The organism is uncultured Roseobacter sp. (genome assembly GCF_947493125.1).
In the GTDB taxonomy this organism is placed as follows: domain Bacteria; phylum Pseudomonadota; class Alphaproteobacteria; order Rhodobacterales; family Rhodobacteraceae; genus Roseobacter.
Genome location: NZ_CANLQB010000005.1, coordinates 263040 through 282656, shown reverse-complemented (window position 1 = coordinate 282656; position 19617 = coordinate 263040). Strand labels below are relative to the sequence as shown.

At 66.8% G+C, this 19617-nt stretch carries 21 protein-coding genes; 11 read left to right on the top strand and 10 right to left on the bottom strand.

All coding sequences use genetic code 11. From position 1 onward, the window contains the following. Positions 1-30 precede the first annotated feature (30 nt). The gene (locus Q1A71_RS12865; protein WP_299676558.1) at positions 31-708 is read right to left on the bottom strand and encodes a sulfotransferase family 2 domain-containing protein; all 678 of its coding nucleotides are present in this window, start codon (positions 706-708) and stop codon (positions 31-33) included. Positions 709-836: 128 nt separating this feature from the next. Between Q1A71_RS12865 and Q1A71_RS12860 the strand changes: the two genes are divergently transcribed. Together Q1A71_RS12860 and Q1A71_RS12855 are read left to right on the top strand one after the other, a co-directional pair. Next, positions 837-2468, top strand: a complete 1632-nt coding sequence (locus Q1A71_RS12860; RefSeq protein WP_299676555.1) for an AMP-binding protein — start codon at positions 837-839, stop codon at positions 2466-2468. Between the two features lie 102 nt (positions 2469-2570). Further along, the gene (locus tag Q1A71_RS12855) at positions 2571-3584 is read left to right on the top strand and encodes a hypothetical protein (RefSeq protein ID WP_299676552.1); all 1014 of its coding nucleotides are present in this window, start codon (positions 2571-2573) and stop codon (positions 3582-3584) included. A gap of 77 nt (positions 3585-3661) precedes the next feature. Here Q1A71_RS12855 and Q1A71_RS12850 read toward each other — a convergent pair whose 3' ends face one another. The 5 genes from Q1A71_RS12850 to Q1A71_RS12830 all read right to left on the bottom strand — a co-directional run bounded on the left by Q1A71_RS12850 (position 3662) and on the right by Q1A71_RS12830 (position 7961). Then, positions 3662-4288 carry a hypothetical protein gene (locus tag Q1A71_RS12850; protein WP_299676550.1) on the bottom strand — a complete coding sequence of 209 codons (627 nt, stop codon included), beginning with the start codon at positions 4286-4288 and terminating at the stop codon, positions 3662-3664. Between the two features lie 78 nt (positions 4289-4366). Further along, the gene (gene upp / locus Q1A71_RS12845; protein ID WP_299676547.1) at positions 4367-4999 is read right to left on the bottom strand and encodes a uracil phosphoribosyltransferase; all 633 of its coding nucleotides are present in this window, start codon (positions 4997-4999) and stop codon (positions 4367-4369) included. A 60-nt stretch (positions 5000-5059) separates the two neighbouring features. Beyond that, positions 5060-6256 carry a phosphopentomutase gene (locus Q1A71_RS12840; protein ID WP_299676544.1) on the bottom strand — a complete coding sequence of 399 codons (1197 nt, stop codon included), beginning with the start codon at positions 6254-6256 and terminating at the stop codon, positions 5060-5062. Next, positions 6256-7560 carry a thymidine phosphorylase gene (locus tag Q1A71_RS12835; protein ID WP_299676541.1) on the bottom strand — a complete coding sequence of 435 codons (1305 nt, stop codon included), beginning with the start codon at positions 7558-7560 and terminating at the stop codon, positions 6256-6258. Before Q1A71_RS12835 ends, Q1A71_RS12840 begins: the two co-directional genes overlap by 1 nt. 5 nt (positions 7561-7565) lie before the next feature. Beyond that, entirely contained in the window at positions 7566-7961 is a 396-nt protein-coding gene (locus Q1A71_RS12830) for a cytidine deaminase (protein WP_299676539.1), read from the bottom strand. 80 nt (positions 7962-8041) lie between these two features. Here Q1A71_RS12830 and Q1A71_RS12825 point away from each other — a divergent pair, with 80 nt between their 5' ends. Next, positions 8042-8254 carry a DUF3072 domain-containing protein gene (locus tag Q1A71_RS12825; protein ID WP_299676537.1) on the top strand — a complete coding sequence of 71 codons (213 nt, stop codon included), beginning with the start codon at positions 8042-8044 and terminating at the stop codon, positions 8252-8254. On the opposite strand, the gene Q1A71_RS12820 is transcribed toward Q1A71_RS12825, so the two are convergent. After that, the gene (locus tag Q1A71_RS12820) at positions 8251-9342 is read right to left on the bottom strand and encodes a cupin domain-containing protein (RefSeq protein ID WP_299676534.1); all 1092 of its coding nucleotides are present in this window, start codon (positions 9340-9342) and stop codon (positions 8251-8253) included. The two genes, Q1A71_RS12825 and Q1A71_RS12820, sit on opposite strands and share 4 nt — an antisense overlap. 140 nt (positions 9343-9482) lie before the next feature. Here Q1A71_RS12820 and Q1A71_RS12815 point away from each other — a divergent pair, with 140 nt between their 5' ends. The 5 genes from Q1A71_RS12815 (at position 9483) to Q1A71_RS12795 (ending at position 14875) form a co-directional block, all read left to right on the top strand. Next, entirely contained in the window at positions 9483-11759 is a 2277-nt protein-coding gene (locus Q1A71_RS12815) for an NADP-dependent malic enzyme (RefSeq protein ID WP_299676531.1), read from the top strand. Positions 11760-11823: 64 nt separating this feature from the next. Then, positions 11824-12159 (top strand): hypothetical protein, encoded by a 336-nt coding sequence (locus Q1A71_RS12810; RefSeq protein ID WP_299676528.1) that lies wholly within the window; start codon positions 11824-11826, stop codon positions 12157-12159. A 24-nt stretch (positions 12160-12183) separates the two neighbouring features. Further along, entirely contained in the window at positions 12184-12453 is a 270-nt protein-coding gene (locus Q1A71_RS12805; RefSeq protein ID WP_299676525.1) for a hypothetical protein, read from the top strand. Positions 12454-12588: 135 nt separating this feature from the next. Next, on the top strand, positions 12589-12906 hold the full coding sequence (locus Q1A71_RS12800) for a hypothetical protein (protein ID WP_299676522.1): 318 nt from the start codon (positions 12589-12591) through the stop codon (positions 12904-12906). Between the two features lie 76 nt (positions 12907-12982). After that, entirely contained in the window at positions 12983-14875 is a 1893-nt protein-coding gene (locus tag Q1A71_RS12795) for a propionyl-CoA synthetase (protein WP_299676519.1), read from the top strand. Positions 14876-15586: 711 nt separating this feature from the next. Here Q1A71_RS12795 and Q1A71_RS12790 read toward each other — a convergent pair. Continuing rightward, entirely contained in the window at positions 15587-15796 is a 210-nt protein-coding gene (locus tag Q1A71_RS12790; RefSeq protein WP_299676517.1) for a CsbD family protein, read from the bottom strand. 184 nt (positions 15797-15980) lie between these two features. Here Q1A71_RS12790 and Q1A71_RS12785 point away from each other — a divergent pair, with 184 nt between their 5' ends. Genes Q1A71_RS12785 through Q1A71_RS12775 form a run of 3 tightly spaced genes read left to right on the top strand, consistent with a single transcriptional unit; the run spans position 15981 to position 17544 of the window. After that, positions 15981-16424, top strand: a complete 444-nt coding sequence (locus Q1A71_RS12785; RefSeq protein WP_299676514.1) for a hypothetical protein — start codon at positions 15981-15983, stop codon at positions 16422-16424. Then, on the top strand, positions 16424-16984 hold the full coding sequence (locus Q1A71_RS12780; RefSeq protein ID WP_299676511.1) for a hypothetical protein: 561 nt from the start codon (positions 16424-16426) through the stop codon (positions 16982-16984). The genes Q1A71_RS12785 and Q1A71_RS12780 overlap by 1 nt, the downstream gene beginning before the upstream one ends. Beyond that, positions 16984-17544: an SCO family protein gene (locus tag Q1A71_RS12775; protein ID WP_299676508.1), complete on the top strand. Its 561-nt coding sequence runs from the start codon at positions 16984-16986 to the stop codon at positions 17542-17544. The genes Q1A71_RS12780 and Q1A71_RS12775 overlap by 1 nt, the downstream gene beginning before the upstream one ends. On the opposite strand, the gene Q1A71_RS12770 is transcribed toward Q1A71_RS12775, so the two are convergent. Both Q1A71_RS12770 and Q1A71_RS12765 read right to left on the bottom strand, forming a co-directional pair. Continuing rightward, positions 17541-18764, bottom strand: coding sequence for a Coenzyme F420 hydrogenase/dehydrogenase, beta subunit C-terminal domain (locus tag Q1A71_RS12770; protein WP_299677031.1), 1224 nt, complete (start codon positions 18762-18764; stop codon positions 17541-17543). The genes Q1A71_RS12775 and Q1A71_RS12770 overlap by 4 nt on opposite strands. After that, positions 18764-19525 (bottom strand): NAD kinase, encoded by a 762-nt coding sequence (locus Q1A71_RS12765; protein ID WP_299676505.1) that lies wholly within the window; start codon positions 19523-19525, stop codon positions 18764-18766. The genes Q1A71_RS12770 and Q1A71_RS12765 overlap by 1 nt, the downstream gene beginning before the upstream one ends. Positions 19526-19617: the final 92 nt, after the last annotated feature.

Below are 19617 nucleotides of genomic sequence, written 5' to 3'. Positions count from 1 at the left end.
ATATAGCCGCATAGATTGTGGCGGCGCAGGTCAGCTCGGCCCTGACGGGAATTGCGCGGGCGCCTCAAACTCATATCCAAATCGGGCGATGTCCTCGGCGCAGAGCTGTGCCACCAGCGCGCGGGTCTCCTCGGTGTAGACCGCCCGATAGTCCGCGGGCCGGTCGGAGGCATTCACATGCGGCAGAGAGAGCGCAAAGCCCAGATGCGCGACCAGCGGCGCCGCGTCCTGCTCGAAGCGCTCCAGCCGGATGTAGAGATCGCAGCGCTCGACCCCGGTGACATCCTGCATGTAGCTGCGCGCGGGCGACTGGCGCAGGCTGCTCTGGATCAGCGGCGCGGCCAGGAAGGCGGCAAAGCTGTGCGACTGTGCCAGGCCCACCGCCGGGTGATCGAAGCTCTGGGTTCGCAGCCAGTGATAATAGCTCACCACCCGGTCCCACGGGTTGCGCACCAGCGTGAAGGTGAACATCTGCGCGATGTCATCTGGGCGCGCCACCCCGTCGATGTCGGCCAGGGTGGAATGCTTCCAGAGCCGCCCGCGCGAATGCAGGTCTTTCAGCCGCCCCTTGCGGCGTTGCGCCTTGGGGGTGTCGCCGATCAGGATGTCATCCTTCATCGCCCGCGCCTCCAGCGCCGCGGCCAGCGCGGTGCCCCCGGTCTTGGGGATATGCACGAAGATGTAGGACCGCCCGCGCGAGATGATCACCGCCCCGGCCCGCCCTGTCCGACAGCCGATCTGCAAATGTAAGACAATTGACTTTCCAAATGCCGCAAAAACAATATCGTCATAGCGGTGTTGCGCCTAAACTGCCAATCGCGAATGGGGAGGACAAGATGGGCTGGATGAGTGATGAAACCGGGCTGGACAAATGCGCCGCCAACTACGTGCCGCTGACCCCGCTGTCGCATCTGCAGCGCGCGGCCCATGTCTTTGCCGACCATGCGGCGGTGATCCACGGTGCGCATCGGGTCACCTATGCGCAGTATCACGCGCGTTGCACCCGGCTCGCTTCGGCGCTGGCGGCGCGTGGTGTGCGCCCGGGTGATGTGGTGGCCACGCTGCTGCCCAATGTGCCCGCACAGGTCGAAGCGAGCTTTGGCGTCCCCGCCTGCGGGGCGGTGCTGAACACGATCAACACCCGGCTCGACGTGGACACGGTGGCCTACATCTTCGAGCACGGCGAGGCCAAACTGGTGCTGGTCGACAGCCAGTTCCTGGAGCTGGCCGAGGCCGCCTGCGCGCAGATGGCCGGGCCTGCGCCCACGCTCATCGAAGCGCCGGACGAGGCGGCGGGCCACCCCGCCTCCGGTCGGCACGAGACCTATGAGAAGATGCTCGCAGGGGCCAACCCGGCGTTCGACTGGATCCTGCCGCAGGATGAATGGGAGAGCCTCGCGCTTAACTACACCTCCGGCACCACGGGGCGGCCCAAAGGCGTGGTCTATCACCACCGGGGCGCGTATCTGATGACCATGGGCACGGTGGTGAGCTGGCGCATGGTGCTGCACCCGGTGTACCTCACCATCGTGCCGCTGTTTCACTGCAACGGCTGGAACCACACCTGGATGATGCCGCTGGTCGGCGGCACGATCGTCTGCTGCCGCGACATCACGGCGCCCGCGATCTTCGGTGCGATTGCGGATGAGGGCGTGACCCATCTGGGTGGCGCGCCCATCGTGCTCAACATGCTGGTGAACGCACCGGAGGACGAGAGGCGCAGTTTCACCCACGAGGTGCAGGTCTTCACTGCGGGCGCCCCGCCTGCCCCCGCCACCCTCGCCAAGATCGAGAAGCTGGGCTTCAACGTCACACAGGTCTACGGGCTGACCGAAACCTATGGGCATGTGACTGAATGCCTGTGGCGCGGGTCGGACTGGGACGCGCTGGAGGGCCCGGAGCGTGCGGCGATCAAAGCACGCCAGGGCGTGGCCTTCCCGATGATGGAGGACATCACCGTACTGGACGACCGGATGGCGCAGGTTCCGAAGGACGGCGCGGAACAGGGCGAGATCATGATCCGCGGCAATGCGGTCATGAAGGGTTACTACAAGAACCCCGAGGCCACGGCAGAGGCCTTTGCGGGCGGCTACTTTCACTCCGGCGACATCGCGGTGCAGCACCCCGACGGCTACATGCAGATCGCGGATCGGGCCAAGGACATCATCATCTCCGGCGGCGAGAACATTTCTTCCGTGGAAGTGGAGGGCGTGCTGATGGGTCATGACGATGTGATGCTGGCCGCCGTGGTGGCGAAACCGGATGAGAAATGGGGCGAGGTGCCCTGCGCCTTTGTCGAGTTGAAGCCCGGCGCCGCGGCGGATGCGGCGGCCCTCATCGCCTTTGCGCGGCAGACGCTCGCGGGCTTCAAGACACCGAAGCACGTGGTCTTCGAGGAGCTGCCCAAGACCTCGACCGGCAAGATCCAGAAGTTCGAGCTGCGCAAACGGGCGCGCGAGATGGCCTGAGCCGGGGCGGTGGCCTGAAAGCCCACCGCACCTGCCGGTTGCCCGCGGGGACGCGCGAATGATAGGTTGCGGCAAAGCCAGAACGAGCAGCCCATACCCGTCATGACGGCCCTGAAGAAATACGCCCGGCTCGAAGCCAGCGGCCTTTGGCGCCCCACGCCCGAGGAGCAGCGGCGCGAGGTTGTCGTCTCCATCGGCGATGCCACGCTGATCATCTCCGACACCCGCGACCGGCCGCTGACCCATTGGTCGCTCGCCGCCTTGCAGCGGGCCAATCCGGGCATGCACCCGGCGCTCTATTTCCCCGAGGGCGACCCCGGCGAGACGCTGGAGCTGGCCGAGGGCGAGACGCAGATGATCGAGGCCATCGAGACGCTGCGCCGCGCGGTGGAGCGCAGCCGCCCGCGTCCGGGCCGCCTGCGCTGGCTCGGCATGGCGCTGTCCGTCGGGACGGTGGTCGCAGCCGGTGTCTTCTGGGTGCCCTCGGCGCTGACCGAGCACACCCTCACCGTGGTGCCCGCCGTCAAACGCGCCGAGATCGGGGAGGCGCTGCTGCGCCGGATCGAGCGGATGACAGGCCCCGCCTGCAGCGAGGCCGCCGGCCTGCGCGCGCTCAGCACCCTGCGGGCGCGGCTGGGCGCGGATCAGATCAGCATCCTGCCCGGCGGCACCCAGACCAGCCTGCACCTGCCGGGCGCGCGCATCCTGCTCAACCGCGCGCTGGTGGAGGATTTCGAAGAGCCGGACGTGGCCGCAGGCTTTGCCCTGGTCGAACAGAGCCGCGCACGCACCCGGGATCCGCTGCGCGACCTGCTGGAGATCAGCGGCACCTGGGCGAGTTTCCAACTGCTCACAACCGGGCAGCTGGACCCGGAGAGGCTCGACAGCTACGCCGAGCATTTGCTGACCCGCGAGGTGGTGCCGCCGGCGCCCGAAACGCTGCTCCCCGTCTTCGCGGCAGCCGACCTGCGCAGCACGCCCTACGCCTACGCGCGCGATATCACCGGTGAGACGGTTCTGGCGCTGATCGAGGCGGACCCGATGCGCGGCAAACCTTCCAGAGCACTGCTCAGCGATGCGGACTGGCTGCGCCTGCAGGGGATCTGCGGGCCGTGACCCCGCGGACCCCGCACCGGAGGCCTGCCAGGCCGCTGCCCGGTTGAACGCAGCACAGCACAGGCGGTTGACCCGCCCTACTCCACCAGGCGGCTTGGAGCGGTCTTGGTCCAGATCTTGTGCATGCGGCTGTGCCCGCCAAGCGTCTGCTCCGCCCGGCGCGGGTTCAGCCGGTCATCCTGCCAGACGCTGCGATAGCCTTTGGGCACGGTGACGCTCAACGTGTTCCGGCGCGCCTCATAGACATGCCGGGGCATCACCCGCGTTGTCTGCGACACCCCCTTGGAGGCGGCATTGGACGGGGTCACCACGGTGCCGACCAGAGCGGGCTCCGCCCGGCGGTCCGACCCGCGCGACGGCTGGCTGCGATCCGGCACGCCCGGGCGCAACACCCGCGGGGCGGGCTGCAACACCAGAACCTCTGCTGCCTCCGGTGCCGGTGCCGACCCGGCGCCAGCGGCAAATGTGGGCTGGAACCCGCAGAGCTGTCGGCGATCCCGGGTCACCCGCGGCACCCATTGCACCGCACCCGGCACGCCGGCGCGGATGAAGGCGCATCCGGCGCTGTCCACATACTGGCGCCCGGTGAAACCCGCCGGTGGCAATTCCTGCGGCGCGATACGGCTCTGAGCCGCACCCGGCTGACCGCCGAGGCTCAGGGTGGCCGATGCGGCGAGCATCGCGATAAGTCGTGTGATCTGCATCATTTTCTCCGCAAGAGGTGCGGCGGACGATGCCCTAAGACCGTCCTCGACGCAAGAAAAAGCAGCCTCCCGAAGACTTTACTTGGTGCCGAACATCCGGTCACCCGCATCGCCAAGGCCCGGAACGATGTAGCCGATCTCGTTCAGCTTCTCATCGACAGACGCAGTCACGATGGGCACATCCGGGTGCGCCTCCTGCATGCGCGCGATGCCCTCGGGCGCGGCCAGCAGGCAGAGAAAGCGGATGTTCGTGGCCCCGGCCTGCTTGAGCAGATCAATCGCCGCCACCGAGGAATTGCCCGTGGCCAGCATTGGATCGACAGCGATCACCAGCCGGTCGTCCAGCCCCTCGGGCACCTTGAAATAGTATTGCACCGGCTGCAGCGTTTCCTCGTCGCGGTAGAGACCGACAAACCCGACGCGTGCCGAGGGCACTAGCTCCAGCACCCCGTCCAGCAGCCCGTTGCCCGCGCGCAGGATCGAGATCAGCGCCAGCTTCTTGCCATCAAGCGTCGGCGCCTGCATCGCGCGCATCGGCGTCTCGATGGTCTTGGTGGTCATCGGCAGGCCGCGTGTCACCTCATAGGCCAGCAGCTGGCTGATCTCGCGCAAGAGCTGGCGGAAGACCGCGGTGGAGGTCTCCTTGTCGCGCATGATGGTGAGCTTGTGCTGGACCAGCGGATGATCGACGACGGTCACGTGATCGGACATGAGGCACCTCTTTCTAAACCGCCCCCGTTGTGCCCCGGAGACCGCCCGGCTGCAAGGCGGTCAGGCGGCGGGGACAGGCACATCCAGATGCCGCGCGACGATGGTGGCCACATCCCGGAACCCGATGTGCCCGAGCACCCGCGGCCCCAGCCCGGCGATCAGCACCGGCACCCGCTCGCGCGTGTGATCGGTGCCCACCCAGGTGGGATCGTTGCCATGATCCGCCGTCAGCACCAGAATGTCGTCCGGGCGCAGCCGCGGGATGAGCTTGCCGATCTCCTCATCGAACCACTCCAGCGCGCGCGCATAGCCGGACACATCGCGCCTGTGGCCGTAAAGACTGTCGAACTCGACGAAGTTCGCAAAGATCAGGCTGCCCTCCGCTGCGGTGTCGATGAGGTTCGCCAGATGCCGCATCAGCACCGCGTCCGACCCCTTGCGCACCCGGTCGATCCCCTGCATCGAGAAGATATCCCCGATCTTGCCGACGCCATAGACCATGCGCCCGGCATCCTGCACCCAGTTGGTCAGCACCGGGCGCGGCGGCGCAATGGCATAGTCGCGGCGGTTCGCGGTGCGCTGGAACCCGGTCTCTGGCCGCCCGACGAAGGGGCGCGCAATCACCCGGCCCACCTTCATCTCATGCAGCCGCGGCGCAATCGTCTCGCAGAGCGCCAGCAGCTTGTCGAGACCGAAGGTGGTCTCATGCGCGGCGATCTGAAACACCGAATCCGCCGACGTGTAGCAGATCGGCTTGCCGGTCCGGATGTGCTCCGCGCCGAGCGCTTCGATGATCATCGTGCCGGAGGCATGGCAATCGCCCAGTATGCCCTCTGTCCCGGCCAGATCCGCAACCGCCTGGCTCAGCTCGGGTGGAAAGGCGGGCTCGGCGTCGGGGAAGTAATGCCAGTCCCAGGGCACCGGCACGCCTGCAAGCTCCCAATGCCCCGACGGCGTGTCCTTCCCGCGAGAGACCTCGGTGGCCACGCCCCAGGCGCCCGACGGCTCTCGCCCCAGACCCAGCGCGATCTCTCCGCTGGCCAGCTGCACCGCCCGGCCGAGCCCCAGCGAATCGAGCGTCGGCAGCCGCAGCGGGCCCACCCGGTCCTCCTGCGCCAAGCCCTGCGCGCAGGCCCGCGCGATATGCGCCACCGTATTGGCGCCTTCATCGGGCACCTCGCCGTTGCGATAGAGCGCGGCATCCGGCGCCCCGCCGATCCCCACCGAATCCATGACCACAAGAAAAGCCCGCGCCATCAGCCCACATGCTCCCGGATCAGATCGGGCGCGGCAGCCGCCTCGGGCGCCAGGGTGATCGCCGCCCGCACGGCCTCCGCCGCCCGGTCGGCGGCATCGGACCGCGCCGCATGCACCAGCGCCAGCGGCTGACCGGCGGTCACCTTCGCGCCCAGACGCACCACCTGCCCCAGCCCCACGGCGGGATCGACCGCATCGCTTTCCACCACGCGCCCGCCGCCCAGGGCTACCACCGCCAGCCCCAGGGCCTCGCCGTCGATGGCGCTGACGTATCCGGCCTGCGGCGCCTTGACCTCGCGGATCACCGGCGCTTCGGGCAGAAAACGCGCCCAGTTCTCGACGAACCGCACAGGTCCGCCCATCGCCGCGATCATGCGCCCGAACCGCTCGGCTGCGCGCCCCTGCGCGATCGCTTCCTCTATGGCCTTCGCGCCCGCCTGCACATCCGCCGCCAGCCCGCCGTTGGCGAGCAGCACACCGCCCAGCGCCGCGCTGATCTCGACAAGGGGCCCCCGCAGCTCCCCACACAGCACCCGCATGGCCTCCGCCACTTCCAGCGCATTGCCCAGGCTGGGCGCCAGCGGCTGGTTCATGTCGCTGATCACCGCCGTGGTGGTGCAGCCCGCGGCATTGGCCGTCTCCACCAGCGCCTGCGCCAGGGCCCGCGCGGCGGCGATATCCTTCATGAACGCCCCGCTGCCGGTCTTGACGTCCAGCACCAGCCCGTCGAGCCCCGCGGCCAGCTTCTTCGACAGGATCGAGGCGGTGATCAGATCGAGGCTGTCCACCGTCGCGGTGACATCGCGCACCGCGTAAAGCCGCTTGTCGGCGGGGGCGATATCCGCCGTCGCCCCGACGATGGCACAGCCCGCCTGCGCCACGACGTCGCGAAGCCGCGGCTCCTCCAGCTGCGTGACCAGCCCCGGGATCGCCTCCAGCTTGTCGAGCGTGCCCCCGGTGTGCCCCAGCCCGCGACCCGAAATCATCGGCACATAAGCCCCGCAGGCGGCCAGCGCCGGGGCCAACACCAGCGACACGCAGTCCCCCACGCCGCCGGTGGAGTGCTTGTCCAGCACCGGCCCGTCGAGATCCCAGGACAGAACCCGCCCGCTGTCGCGCATCGCCTGCGTCAGCGCCACGCGCCCCTGCTCGCCCAACCCCCGCGCACAGACCCCCATGGCGAAGGCGCCGGCCTGCGCATCGCTCACCGTGCCATCGGCCAAACCGGTCGCCAGCCACTGCAGCTGCGCGGCGTCCAACGGCTCTGCATGCCGCAAACGGGCGAGAATTGCGCGCGCCGCCATACCCGTCAGCGCTCCATATGCGCTGCGTTGAACACGCCGGGCAAAAGCTCGGCCACGGTGGTGACCTGCTCCACCCCCCCGGTGGTTGCCATGGTCACCGGCACCTCGCCCGCAGCAAATTCCGCCAGCTTCTGGCGACAGCCCCCGCAGGGCGTCACCGGCATCGGCGATCCTGCGATCACATAGGCTTCGGTGAGCTCAGTCTCGCCCGCGGCCACCATCGCCGAGATGGCCCCCGCTTCGGCGCAAGTACCCTCGGGATAGGCCACATTCTCCACGTTGCAGCCCACATAGACCGCCCCGGAGGCGCCCCGAATGGCGGCGCCCACCTTGAACTGCGAATAGGGCGCATGCGCGTTGTCGCGCACCGCTGCCGCCGCCTGTCTCAATTGATCTGACATCGTCCCCTCACGAAACCCGCTCAGGAACTTTTAATCTCCGCGGCGCGTTTTGCCCACAGCAATCGACATGGAGAGACATCATGGACCCCAAGACAGACGGTGACATCATCGCCGGCCCGCAGGCCATCGACCTCGACACCCCCGACAGCGGATCGGGCGAGATGACCGAAGAAACCGCCGCCCGCCTGCGTGCGCTTTGTGACACGACATCCGAAACTTTCGATGCCAGCCTGACAGAAGCGCAGGCGCAAAAGCGCATCGCCGCGCTGCGTGAGCTGCACGATCTGGATTAACGCGCGACGGTCTCTGTCCGGAACGCGCCGGGCAGCGAGACCTCCAGCAGCTCCAGATCCTCGGTCGCCTCGGCATAGCGCACCGGCAGTCCCGGCGGGATCACGAAGGCATCACCCGCCTGCAGCGCAAAAGGCTCCCGGCCCTCACCTTCCAGCACCATCCCGCCTTCCATCACGAAGGTGAAGAGGATGTCGCTGTTGTGCCGCGTCCAGGGGCTCCCGGCCCCATTGGACCGCACCACATGCACGCCCGCCACATCTCCGGTGTGCTCGGCAATCGTGGTATCCCGGCTCTGGAACCCCGGCACCCGGAACGGCGCCCAGGCGGCACCGTCCGCTGTGTGATGCACAAATCTCTGCCCCTGAAATACCCGGTCCGGATTGGCCGGCCCATTCGGCAGGTCCATCTCGTGATCAATCGTCGTCACGTGCTCCGCCGGCACCCCGATCTCGATCACCTCGATATTGTCCGAGGCATAGAGCACCCGGTGGCGGATCTCCGGCGGCTGTATCACGCAGTTCCCCGCATGTAACCGAAAGGGCTCCCCCTGGTCCTCATAGACCAGATCGACCCAGCCGCGATAACAGAAGATGAGCTGAAACCCCACGGTGTGGTAATGCACCATATCCGGCACCGGCCCGCCATCGGGGATGCGGATATGGCTGGCGATGATCGACCCGCCCAGCCGGTCCGGGATCAGATCGCGATAGTGCATACCCGCGCGCCCGATGATCCACGGCGCCTGATCCGCCAGCCGCCGCACCACAAAGCTGTGCACCGTCTCGGGCATCACCAGCGGCTCGTGCAACGGGCGCACCTCCACCCGCGTGCCATTGGGCGCCACCAGATCGCGCTGCCCCCCGGCCACCTCCTCCGGCGTATCTGTCAGCAGCCGCAGCATCCCCGGCGGCGTATCGGCGTCCTTTTCGACCCGGACCCGCAGGCCGTGCCCCGAAAACACCGCGACAGAGGGGTCGTCCGCCGGATAGATCATATCCATCCGCATCCCCAACACCTTGGTGAAAAACGGAATATCGTCGCGCAGCTCCTGCGTCGGCAACAGCACCTCGGCCCTGATCTCGCCCATGTCCCCTCCCTGGTCGCGCCGCATCCTGCGGCCCGCCGGAGCAATTGACAAGACGCGGCCCGCGCAAAAAATCAGCACCTTGGCCCCTGCGGACAAGTGGTTTAACACTAAACGATCCCGGGGCAGGAGGCAGCCAGACCATGAGTGACACCACAAACCTGCGGCAGGCCGCACTCGACTATCATGAATTTCCCAAACCCGGAAAACTCGAGATTCGCGCCACCAAGCCGCTCGCCAACGGGCGTGATCTGGCCCGCGCCTACTCCCCCGGCGTGGCCGAAGCCTGCCTGGAGATCAAGGAGGACCCCGCCGCCGCCGCCCGCTACACCGCCCGCGGCAATCTCGTCGCGGTCGTGTCCAACGGCTCGGCGGTCCTGGGCCTCGGCAACATCGGCGCGCTGGCCTCCAAGCCGGTGATGGAAGGCAAGGCGGTGCTCTTCAAGAAATTCGCAGGCATCGACTGCTTCGACATCGAAGTGGACGAGACCGACCCCGAGAAGCTCGCCGATATCGTCTGCGCCCTCGGGCCCACCTTTGGCGCGATCAACCTCGAAGACATCAAGGCACCCGACTGTTTCACCGTCGAGCGCATCTGCCGCGAACGGATGAACATCCCCGTCTTCCACGACGATCAGCACGGCACCGCCATCGTCGTGGGGGCCGCTGCGAAAAACGCCCTGCATGTCGCGGGCAAAACCTTCGAAGACATCAAGATCGTCTCCACCGGCGGAGGTGCCGCCGGTATTGCCTGCCTCAACATGCTGCTGAAGCTGGGCGTGAGACGCGAAAACGTCTGGCTCTGCGACATCCACGGGCTGGTCTATGAAGGCCGCGAGATCGACATGAACCCCTCCAAGGCCGAGTTCGCGCAACCCTCCGACCTGCGCACGCTCGAGGACGTGATCCCCGACGCGGATCTCTTCCTCGGCCTCTCCGGCCCCGGCGTGCTCAGCCCCGAGCTGGTTAAGAAAATGACCAAACGCCCGATCATCTTTGCACTGGCCAACCCGACGCCGGAAATCCTGCCCGAGCTGGCCCGCGAGGTCGCCCCCGAGGCGATCATCGCCACGGGCCGCAGCGATTTTCCCAATCAGGTCAACAACGTGCTCTGCTTCCCCTTCATCTTCCGGGGTGCGCTGGACGTGGGTGCCACGGTGATCAACGACGAGATGCAGCTCGCCTGTATCGACGGCATCGCCGAGCTTGCCCGCGCCACCACCTCCGCCGAAGCCGCCGCCGCCTACCAGGGTGAACAGCTCACCTTCGGGCCCGACTACCTGATCCCGAAACCCTTCGACCCCCGATTGGTCAGTGTTGTCTCCTCCGCCGTGGCACAGGCGGCGATGGAAACCGGCGTGGCCACCCGGCCCATCGAGGACCTCGACGCCTATCGCCAGAAGCTCGACGGCTCGGTCTTCAAATCCGCCCTGCTCATGCGCCCGGTGTTCCAGGCCGCGCGGCAGGCCCCCCGCCGCATCGTATTTGCCGAAGGCGAGGACGAGCGCGTGCTGCGCTGCGCCCAGGCCATGCTCGAGGAAACCACCGAACGTCCGATCCTCATTGGCCGCCCCGAGGTCATCGAAACCCGCATCGCCCGAGCGGGCCTCACCATCGCGCTCGAGACGGACTTCGACCTGGTGAACCCTGAAAACGACGCCCGCTATCGCGACTACTGGGAAACCTACCACGAGCTGATGGCCCGGCGCGGCGGCACACCCGACATCGCCCGCGCGATCATGCGCACCAACACCACCGCCATTGGTGCCGTGATGGTGCACCGGGGCGAGGCCGACAGCCTGATCTGCGGCACCTTCGGCGAATTCAGCTGGCATCTGAACTACGTGAACCAGATCCTGGGACGCGGCGAGCCGCATCCCGTCGGCGCGCTCTCGATGATGATCCTCGAAGACGGGCCGCTCTTCGTGGCCGACACGCAGGTACACCTGCACCCCGACCCCGAGCAGATCGCCGAGATCGCCATCGGGGCGGCCCGCCACGTGCGCCGCTTCGGGATCGAGCCGCGCATCGCCTTCTGCTCGCAGTCGCAGTTCGGCAACCGCGGCGACGGCACCGGCGGGCGCCTGCGCGCGGCGATCCGCATGCTCGACGCGCAGGGCCACGACTTCTGCTACGAAGGCGAGATGAACATCGACACCGCCCTCGATCCGGAGCTGCGCGCGCGCATCCTGCCCGGCAACCGCATGCCCGAGGGGGCGGCCAACGTGCTGGTCTTCGCCCATGCGGACGCCGCCTCGGGCGTGCGCAACATCCTGAAAATGAAGGGCGGCGGGCTCGAAGTTGGCCCGATCCTGATGGGCATGGGCAACCGCGCCCATATCGTTTCGCCCTCGATCACCGCGCGGGGGCTCCTGAACATGTCCGCCATCGCCGGCACGCCGGTGGATCACTACGGCTGATCCCGGCATCGGGGGAGCGCGGCGAAACCACCGACCCGCGGTTGATTTCAGGCGCGAAGAACACATGTCTGGAAAGAGTGGCGCGCAGTTCCGCCGCGCCGTGGTCTCTGAAGGAAAGGGCCCCGTCCACGTGTTCACAGCACCTCGCTCTCTCGCAGCCCTTGCCCTGCTGGCCCTCGGGGCCTGCGCCACCGCAAGCGCTGACCGGCTGAGCACCGTCACGGTCGATGGCCGCGAGTATGAGCTGCGCACCCGCACCATCGACGGGCCCGGCGGGCAGTTCGAAACCACCAGCGTGCGCGTGCGCGGCGGCTATGCCCTCTGCAAGATCGACAGCCCGGGCGATTGCGCCGCCGCCGTGCGCCGCGGGCGGGAAAGCGGCGTCCGCGACAATGACTGAACCGACCGACAGGAGGCGTTCCCGGTGATTTTGCGCATCTCTTTGCTCGTGCTGGTCCTTGCGACGCTCGCGGCCTGCGGCACCCGCGTCATCGACACGCGCCTCAGCACCATCATTGTCGATGACGAGCCCTATACCCTGCGGACCCGGACCATCGAAGGGCCGAACGGCACCTACCAGACCACCAGCGCCCGGGTGTACAACTCCTATTATCCCTGCAAGCTCGCCAGCCCCGGAGATTGCGCCGCCGCCGTCCGCTTCGGGCGCGACTACTTCCCTTTCGACCGCGAATAGCGACCCACCGGTCACGGGCCATCACATGCGCCGGAGAGCCTGACACATTGGCCGCAAGCCTGCGCGCCCCTCCCTAAATGGAGCGTACACACACCGGGCCCTGCCGCCCGAACGCTCAGATAAAGGAGAGCTTGCATGACACAGTCTTGGCGTCCCGCCCTGATCCTCGCGACCGCCGTCGCCCTCAACGCCACCACGGCTTTTGCCTCTGCCACATCGGGGACCGTGACGGTGCATGGGCGCGACTATGAAACCATCATCCGCGAATTTCAGCAGCGCGGCAGCACGGTGCTGACCGGTGAGGTGCGCGTCTACAACCGCCGCTGGGGCTGCAATCCGCTTGAGGCGGGCGACTGCGAAGATGTGGTGCAGCGCGTCCTCAACGCCGACTCGATCAGCACCAATGGCGGCGTCGCTGCCAGCCCGATCCGCGAGATTATCGGCCGCCGTTAGCCCTCACAGTCTTGCGCGCCCCTGTCGCTTGCGCTTAACCATGGCGCCGAGGACCAATGAGGGGGAGTTTTTGTCCATGACCTACCGCGCCACCTATGAGGCCAGCATGGCTGATCCCGAAGGGTTCTGGATGCAGGCGGCGGAGGCCATCCACTGGACAAAGCCCCCCAGCAAGGCGCTGTTCGAGCGTGGCGACAACATGTATGAATGGTTCGCCGACGGGCTGACCAACGGCTGCTACAACGCCGTGGACCGCCATGTGGAACAGGGCCGGGGCGATCAGCCCGCCATCATCCACGACAGCCCGATCACCGGCACCAAGTCGACGCTGACCTACGCCGAGCTGCAGACCCGCGTGGCCGCGCTCGCCGGTGCGCTTGTGGCCCAGGGGGTCACAAAAGGGGATCGCGTGATCATCTACATGCCGATGGTGCCCGAAGCGCTGGAGGCGATGCTGGCCTGCGCGCGCATCGGCGCCATCCACTCGGTGGTCTTCGGTGGGTTTGCGGCCAACGAACTGGCCGTGCGCATCGACGACTGCGCGCCCAAGGCCATCCTTGCTGCCTCCTGCGGGCTCGAGCCGGGGCGCGTCATCCACTACAAACCGCTGCTGGATGGCGCCATCGAGTTTGCAAACCACACGCCTGATGTTTGCATAATTCTGCAAAGAGAGCAGGAACGGGCAGAGCTGATCCCCGGGCGCGACCTCGACTGGCATGAGGTCCAGAAAGATGTGACCCCGGCAGATTGTGTGCCCGTCGAAGGCAATCATCCGGCCTACATCCTCTACACCTCCGGGACCACCGGCGCGCCCAAGGGCGTTGTCCGGCCCACCGGCGGGCATCTGGTTGCGCTGAACTGGACCATGAAGAACATCTACCAATGCGACCCGGGCGATGTGTTCTGGGCCGCCTCGGATGTGGGCTGGGTCGTGGGCCACAGCTATATCTGCTACGGGCCCCTCATCCACGGCAACACCACCGTGGTCTTCGAAGGCAAGCCCGTGGGCACCCCCGACGCGGGCACCTTCTGGCGCGTGATCTCCGAGCACAACGTGCGCAGCTTCTTCACCGCGCCCACGGCCATCCGCGCGGTCAAGCGCGAAGACCCCAAGGGTGCCTACAAGGCCAAATACGACCTCTCCGGCCTGCGCGCGCTCTACCTCGCGGGCGAACGGGCGGACCCGGATACGATTGAATGGGCGCAGGACCTGCTGCAGATCCCCGTCTACGACCACTGGTGGCAGACGGAAACCGGCTACACCATCGCCGGCAACCCCGCAGGGCTCGAAGCACTGCCGGTGAAGATCGGCTCGCCCACCGTCGCGATGCCCGGCTATGACGTGCAGATCCTCGACGAAGCGGGCCATCCGCAAAAACCGGGCGAACTGGGCGCCATCGCCATCAAGCTGCCGCTGCCCCCCGGCACCCTGCCCACGCTCTGGAACGCCACGGAGCGGTTCCAGAAAAGCTACCTCACCACCTTCCCCGGCTACTACGAAACCGGCGATGCCGGCATGATGGACGAGGATGGCTATCTCTACATCATGGCGCGCACCGACGACGTGATCAACGTGGCGGGCCACCGGCTCTCGACCGGCGCCATGGAGGAGGTGCTCGCCGGCCACCCCGATGTGGCTGAATGCGCGGTGGTCGGGGTGTCGGACACGCTCAAAGGGCAATCGCCCCTCGGCCTGCTCTGTCTGACCAAGGGCGTCAACCGCCCCCATGACGAGATCACCCGCGAATGCGTCAAGCTGGTGCGCGAACAGATCGGCCCGGTCGCGGCCTTCAAGACGGCCGTGGTGGTCGACCGCCTGCCCAAAACGCGATCGGGCAAGATCCTGCGCGCCACGGTGGTCAAGATCGCCGATGGGCACGACTTCAAGATGCCCGCCACCATCGACGACCCGGCCATTCTCGACGAGATCACGGCGGCCCTGCAAACCGTCGGCTACGCAAAGGCCTAGGGCCTCCTACGCCGCGTGGGCCCTGCGGCCCATCCGACCGTCAGGGCTTGAAAGCCCCCGAGACAATGCCCCGCCTGCTCGTTGCGCCGCACCGCGAGGCCAATGAGCCCTGTCAGCAGCAATCCACCCACGGGCAGCAGAACGACAGCCGCACAGCACGCGCATGGGTCGCCAAAACGCGCTCCCTTGCCAGCCCATGGCCGCCAGAAACTCCACCGTGCCATCTGCCAAAACCGCATCGAGATCACCGCCCCGCAGCGGCAGAACCAGGGTAAAATCGCAGAACCTTGGGGGGGCGGGTCAGTCCGGAGTACTCATCTCTCCGCTTTCCGACGTGCCGCAGCAGAACCGGGGCGCATAGTTGCTGCCCTCATGGTACGGTCCATGGCCACTCCGCACGTGACCCACACCTATGAACGATAGCCTTACCTCTGTGAGTTCGGGGATAGTCCCGGGCCCTCGGGGCCGCTCAAGGCAGGCGACAGACTCTATTCCCGACCCGACCACAGCTGTCCCGAACGGCACCGATGTCACATCTGGCGCGCGCGGTGTCGCCGGGCGGCAGCCCGTGTGTCTTAGAGACACCACGGCTGTCCCGTATCCCCGCCCTTGCCCACGCCGCACACCGCTCTTGAGCCCCCATGACCCGCACACATAAAAGGACGGCCCCGATCGGGACCGCCCTTTAGGAAATCAGTCGCGACGAGGTAATTACGCGGCTGACTTATTCTCTGCGATGAAGGCGTCGATCTGACGCTCGGCTTCATCCTTGGCCACGCCATAGCGCTCCTGGATGAGCCCGGCGAGGCGCTCGCGGTCGCCTTCGGCCTGATCGATCTCATCGTCGGTCAGCTCGCCCCACTTGGACTGGACCTGACCTTTCATCTGTTTCCAGTTGCCTTTGATAATGTCCCAGTTCATTGGTCTCTCCTTTACGGTTGATCACGTTGAACCAAGCACATCCGCATCATATGCTCTTGTGCCACCAACGCGACGTCGCGGTGAATGGTTCCATTGAAAAAGTGATCGACAAGCCGGTTTTCGCGCATTGCCTGCCGCGCACGCCCCCCGTAGGCTTTCCCCAGCGTCAGCAAGGAGATGATCGATGCGATACGCCCTACCGCTGCTTCTGAGCAGCCTCGCACTCCCCGCCACCGCCGCCGAAGGCACCCGCATTCAGGTCACCGGAGAGATTATCGACACCTGGTGTTACTACTCCGGCGTCATGGGCGGCCCGGATGCCGTCGTGGGTTCGGCACATCACACCTGCGCGCTCTGGTGCTCGGCCGGGGGCATCCCGGTGGGTCTGCTGGCCGAAGACGGCACCGTCTACATGGTGTTGAAGATCGCGCAGGACGCCACCTCGGCCAGCGGCGACACACAGCTGAGCCTTGCTGCGCATACGGTGACCGCCGATGGCATGTTCTACGAACGCGACGGGCTGAACTACATCGTCGTCAGCGAGGTGATCAGCGACATGGACATCGTGAACCCCACCCATGAAGACTACGGCACCGTGCCGCCCTTCTCTTTTCCGGAGCCTGAATGATGCGCAAACTGACATGTCTCCTCGCCCTGATCGCAAGCCCTCTGGCGGCGCAGGATTTCTCCGAAGGCTCCGAGGCGCGGTCCTGGAACCTCTACGCCGAGGTGCCCGCCCGCTTTGAGGCCAAGGTCGTCGATGTGCTTTGCGAGCTCAGCGGCGACTGCCCCGACAACTGCGGCGACGGGGCCCGGCAGCTGGGGCTGATCCGCACCGCGGACGACGTCATGGTGCTGCCAATGAAGAATTCCCAACCCGCCTTTACGGGTGCTGTGGCCGAGCTTGCGCCCTTCTGTGGCCAGGTCATCGAGGTGGACGGCCTGATGATCGAGGACGAGGATCTGAACGCCCGCAACATCTACCTGGTGCAGCGGATCAAGGCAGGTGAGGCCGACTGGATCAAGGCCAACACCTGGACCAAGAAATGGGCCGAGGCGCACCCCGAAGCGGCGGGCAAGGGGCCGTGGTTCCGCCGCGATCCGCGCATCAAGGAGGTGATCGCCTCCGAAGGCTATCTCGGCCTCGGGCTCGAGGCCGACGCGACCTATGCGGAGGAAAACTTCTGATGCTGCGGCGGGCGCTGGCCGTCTCGCTTCTGGCGGCAAGCAGCGCGGCGGCGGAGCCGCCTCTGCCCTTCGATCTCGGCGGGGCTTATGCGCTGACCAACCAATTCGGCGAGACCCGCACCGAGGCGGACCCGGAGGGCCACGCCCAGCTTCTGTTCTTCGGCTATGCCAACTGCCTCAACATCTGCTCCGCCGCCCTGCCCCTGATGGCGGACGTGGTGGATGCCTTGGCAGAGGATGGAATCGCGGTGACCCCGGTGATGATCACCGTGGCACCCGATCAGGACACCGTCGAGACCATGGGCGCGCCCCTCGCAGAAATCCATCCGGATTTCATCGGCTTAACGGGTGATCGCGCGACTTTGCAAACTGCTTACGACGCATTTGCAATAGAGGTGGAGCCGCTCTTCCAGGATCCGGAATACGGCTGGGTCTACGCCCACGGCAGCTTCGTGCACCTGCTCGACGGCGCGGGGGACATGCTGACACTGCTGCCGCCGATCCTCGATGCCGAGCGCAGCGCCGACATCGTCCGCGGCTATCTGGCGCCCCGCGGCTAGGGGGTGTCGGCGTCTCGCGGGCCGGGCGGCGGCGTCTCACCCGCGTCCGGGCGCAGCCCATAAGGCGCGGCGATGTCCCAGACGTGACGGGGCACCATATTCTTCATTTTGGCGGGCATCGCCCGGCGCAGGTGCAGGATCGTCTCCGCCGCCTTCATCTCGACCCGCGCCCGGGCGAACTCCAACCCGCGCGGGCCAAACCGCGGCTGCATCCAGCTCACGATGGGCCGCAGCCAATTCGGCATCCGCCGCAGAGGCAGCCCGCCCGCCGCCCGCTCGGTATTGGCGACAAAGCCCTTCACAGCCCCCGCCCGTTTGCCCGCGCTGCCCGACGCGCTCAGGCGGATATCCTCGCCCAGCGCCTCCAGCATCTCCGCCCCCCGGGCATTGCGCACCAGCACCCACTGCTGCCCTTCACCCCCCATATAGCCGACGGTGATATCCGCCAGCACGTTGGTGTAATCCACGCAGGTGCGGCAGGTCAGCGGGAAGAAGTCCTGCGGCAGGTCTGAAATCGGCAGGCTGAGAAAGGGGATGAGCCGCTGCCGCCCGTCGGAAAAGCGCAGCTCCACCTTATAATCCGCCCGGAACTCAAGATAATCTATCGCATGAGGATCTTCATCCAAGAGATTGAGAAAATGATGGAAATTCTCGGTCGATGTATTGTCCGAACAGGGCGTTCCGATCACATAGAGCCGCTCAAGGCCCAACTCCGCCTCAAGACAGCGCAGCGCGTAGATCTGGCAGGGAATGCCGATCACCGCAAGCCGGGTGAACCCCTGCGCCTGCGCCTCCTCCAGCAGGGCCAGAAGCGGCGCATAGCCCATCCGCATGCCGCGTGCCTGCGCCATCTCCTCGGCCTGCGTGATCAGTGCGGGCTGCGGGCGCCAGCGGTCATCGGCGTCGGGAATCATCGTCAGCACAGCCTGCACCGCCCCCTGGTCCAGAAGCCGCGCGCCCAGCGATGTGGTGATGCCCGTCCATTGCGCGCCCGCCCGAGGCGCCACCATCTCGGCGCGATACATCGCCTGAAACGGGCCAAAGAACCGCTCGTCCCCGTCGCCGCGCGCCCGCCCATGCACGCGGGTCTCCAGCGCGGGATAGTCCGGCGCGATGAACTGGCAGGCGTGCCCGCAGGCCTTGGCATTCTCCATCCGCGACACGCCGCAATCCGTGCACAGCCCCCGGGGCGCCGGCGCCCGCAGATCGGGGCTGAGGATCACGTGAACTGCTCGTTGATCAGACGCTCCTCCAGCCCGTGGCCCGGATCAAAGAGGATCCGGTGCACCACGGACCCGTCCGACTGGATCTTCACCCGCAGAACGTCCATGACCGAATTGGCATCCGCTTCGGCCATCACCGGGCGCTTTTCCGGCTCCAGAACCTCGATCTCCACGACCGCCGTCTTGGGCAACAGCGCACCGCGCCAGCGCCGGGGCCTGAAGGCGCTCATCGCCGTCAGCGCCAGCACCTCCGAGCCGATGGGCAGGATCGGACCATGCGCGGAATAGTTATAGGCGGTCGAGCCCGCAGGCGTGCTCACCAGCGCGCCGTCACACACAAGCTCGGCCAGGCGCAGCCGCCCGTCCACGGTGATTTTCAGCTTCGCCGCCTGCGGTCCGGCGCGCAGCAGCGACACCTCATTGATCGCCAGCGCCTGCGTCACCGTGCCATCCGCGCCCGTGGCCACCATGCTGAGCGGGTTCAACTCCGCCTCCTCCGCCGCTTCGAGGCGCGCCGGCAGATCCGTCTCCGCATAGGTGTTCATCAGAAACCCGATGGTGCCGCGGTTCATCCCGTAGACCGGCGCGCTCAGGTGCTGGGCGGCATGCAGCGTCTGCAGCATGAACCCATCTCCCCCAAGGGCCACGATCACATCCGCCTCCTCGGGCGTCGCATTGCCATAGCGGGTGATCAGCGCCGCCCGGGCGGTCTGCGCAACCTCGGCATGGGCGGCGGTGAAGGCGATCTTTTCAGGCATCGAGGGTTCCGATCCGGCACTTGTCGATCCGAAACAAGCACATATCCCACGCGCTGACCAGTATCGCGCCGAAATGGCGCGCCCTGCCCGAT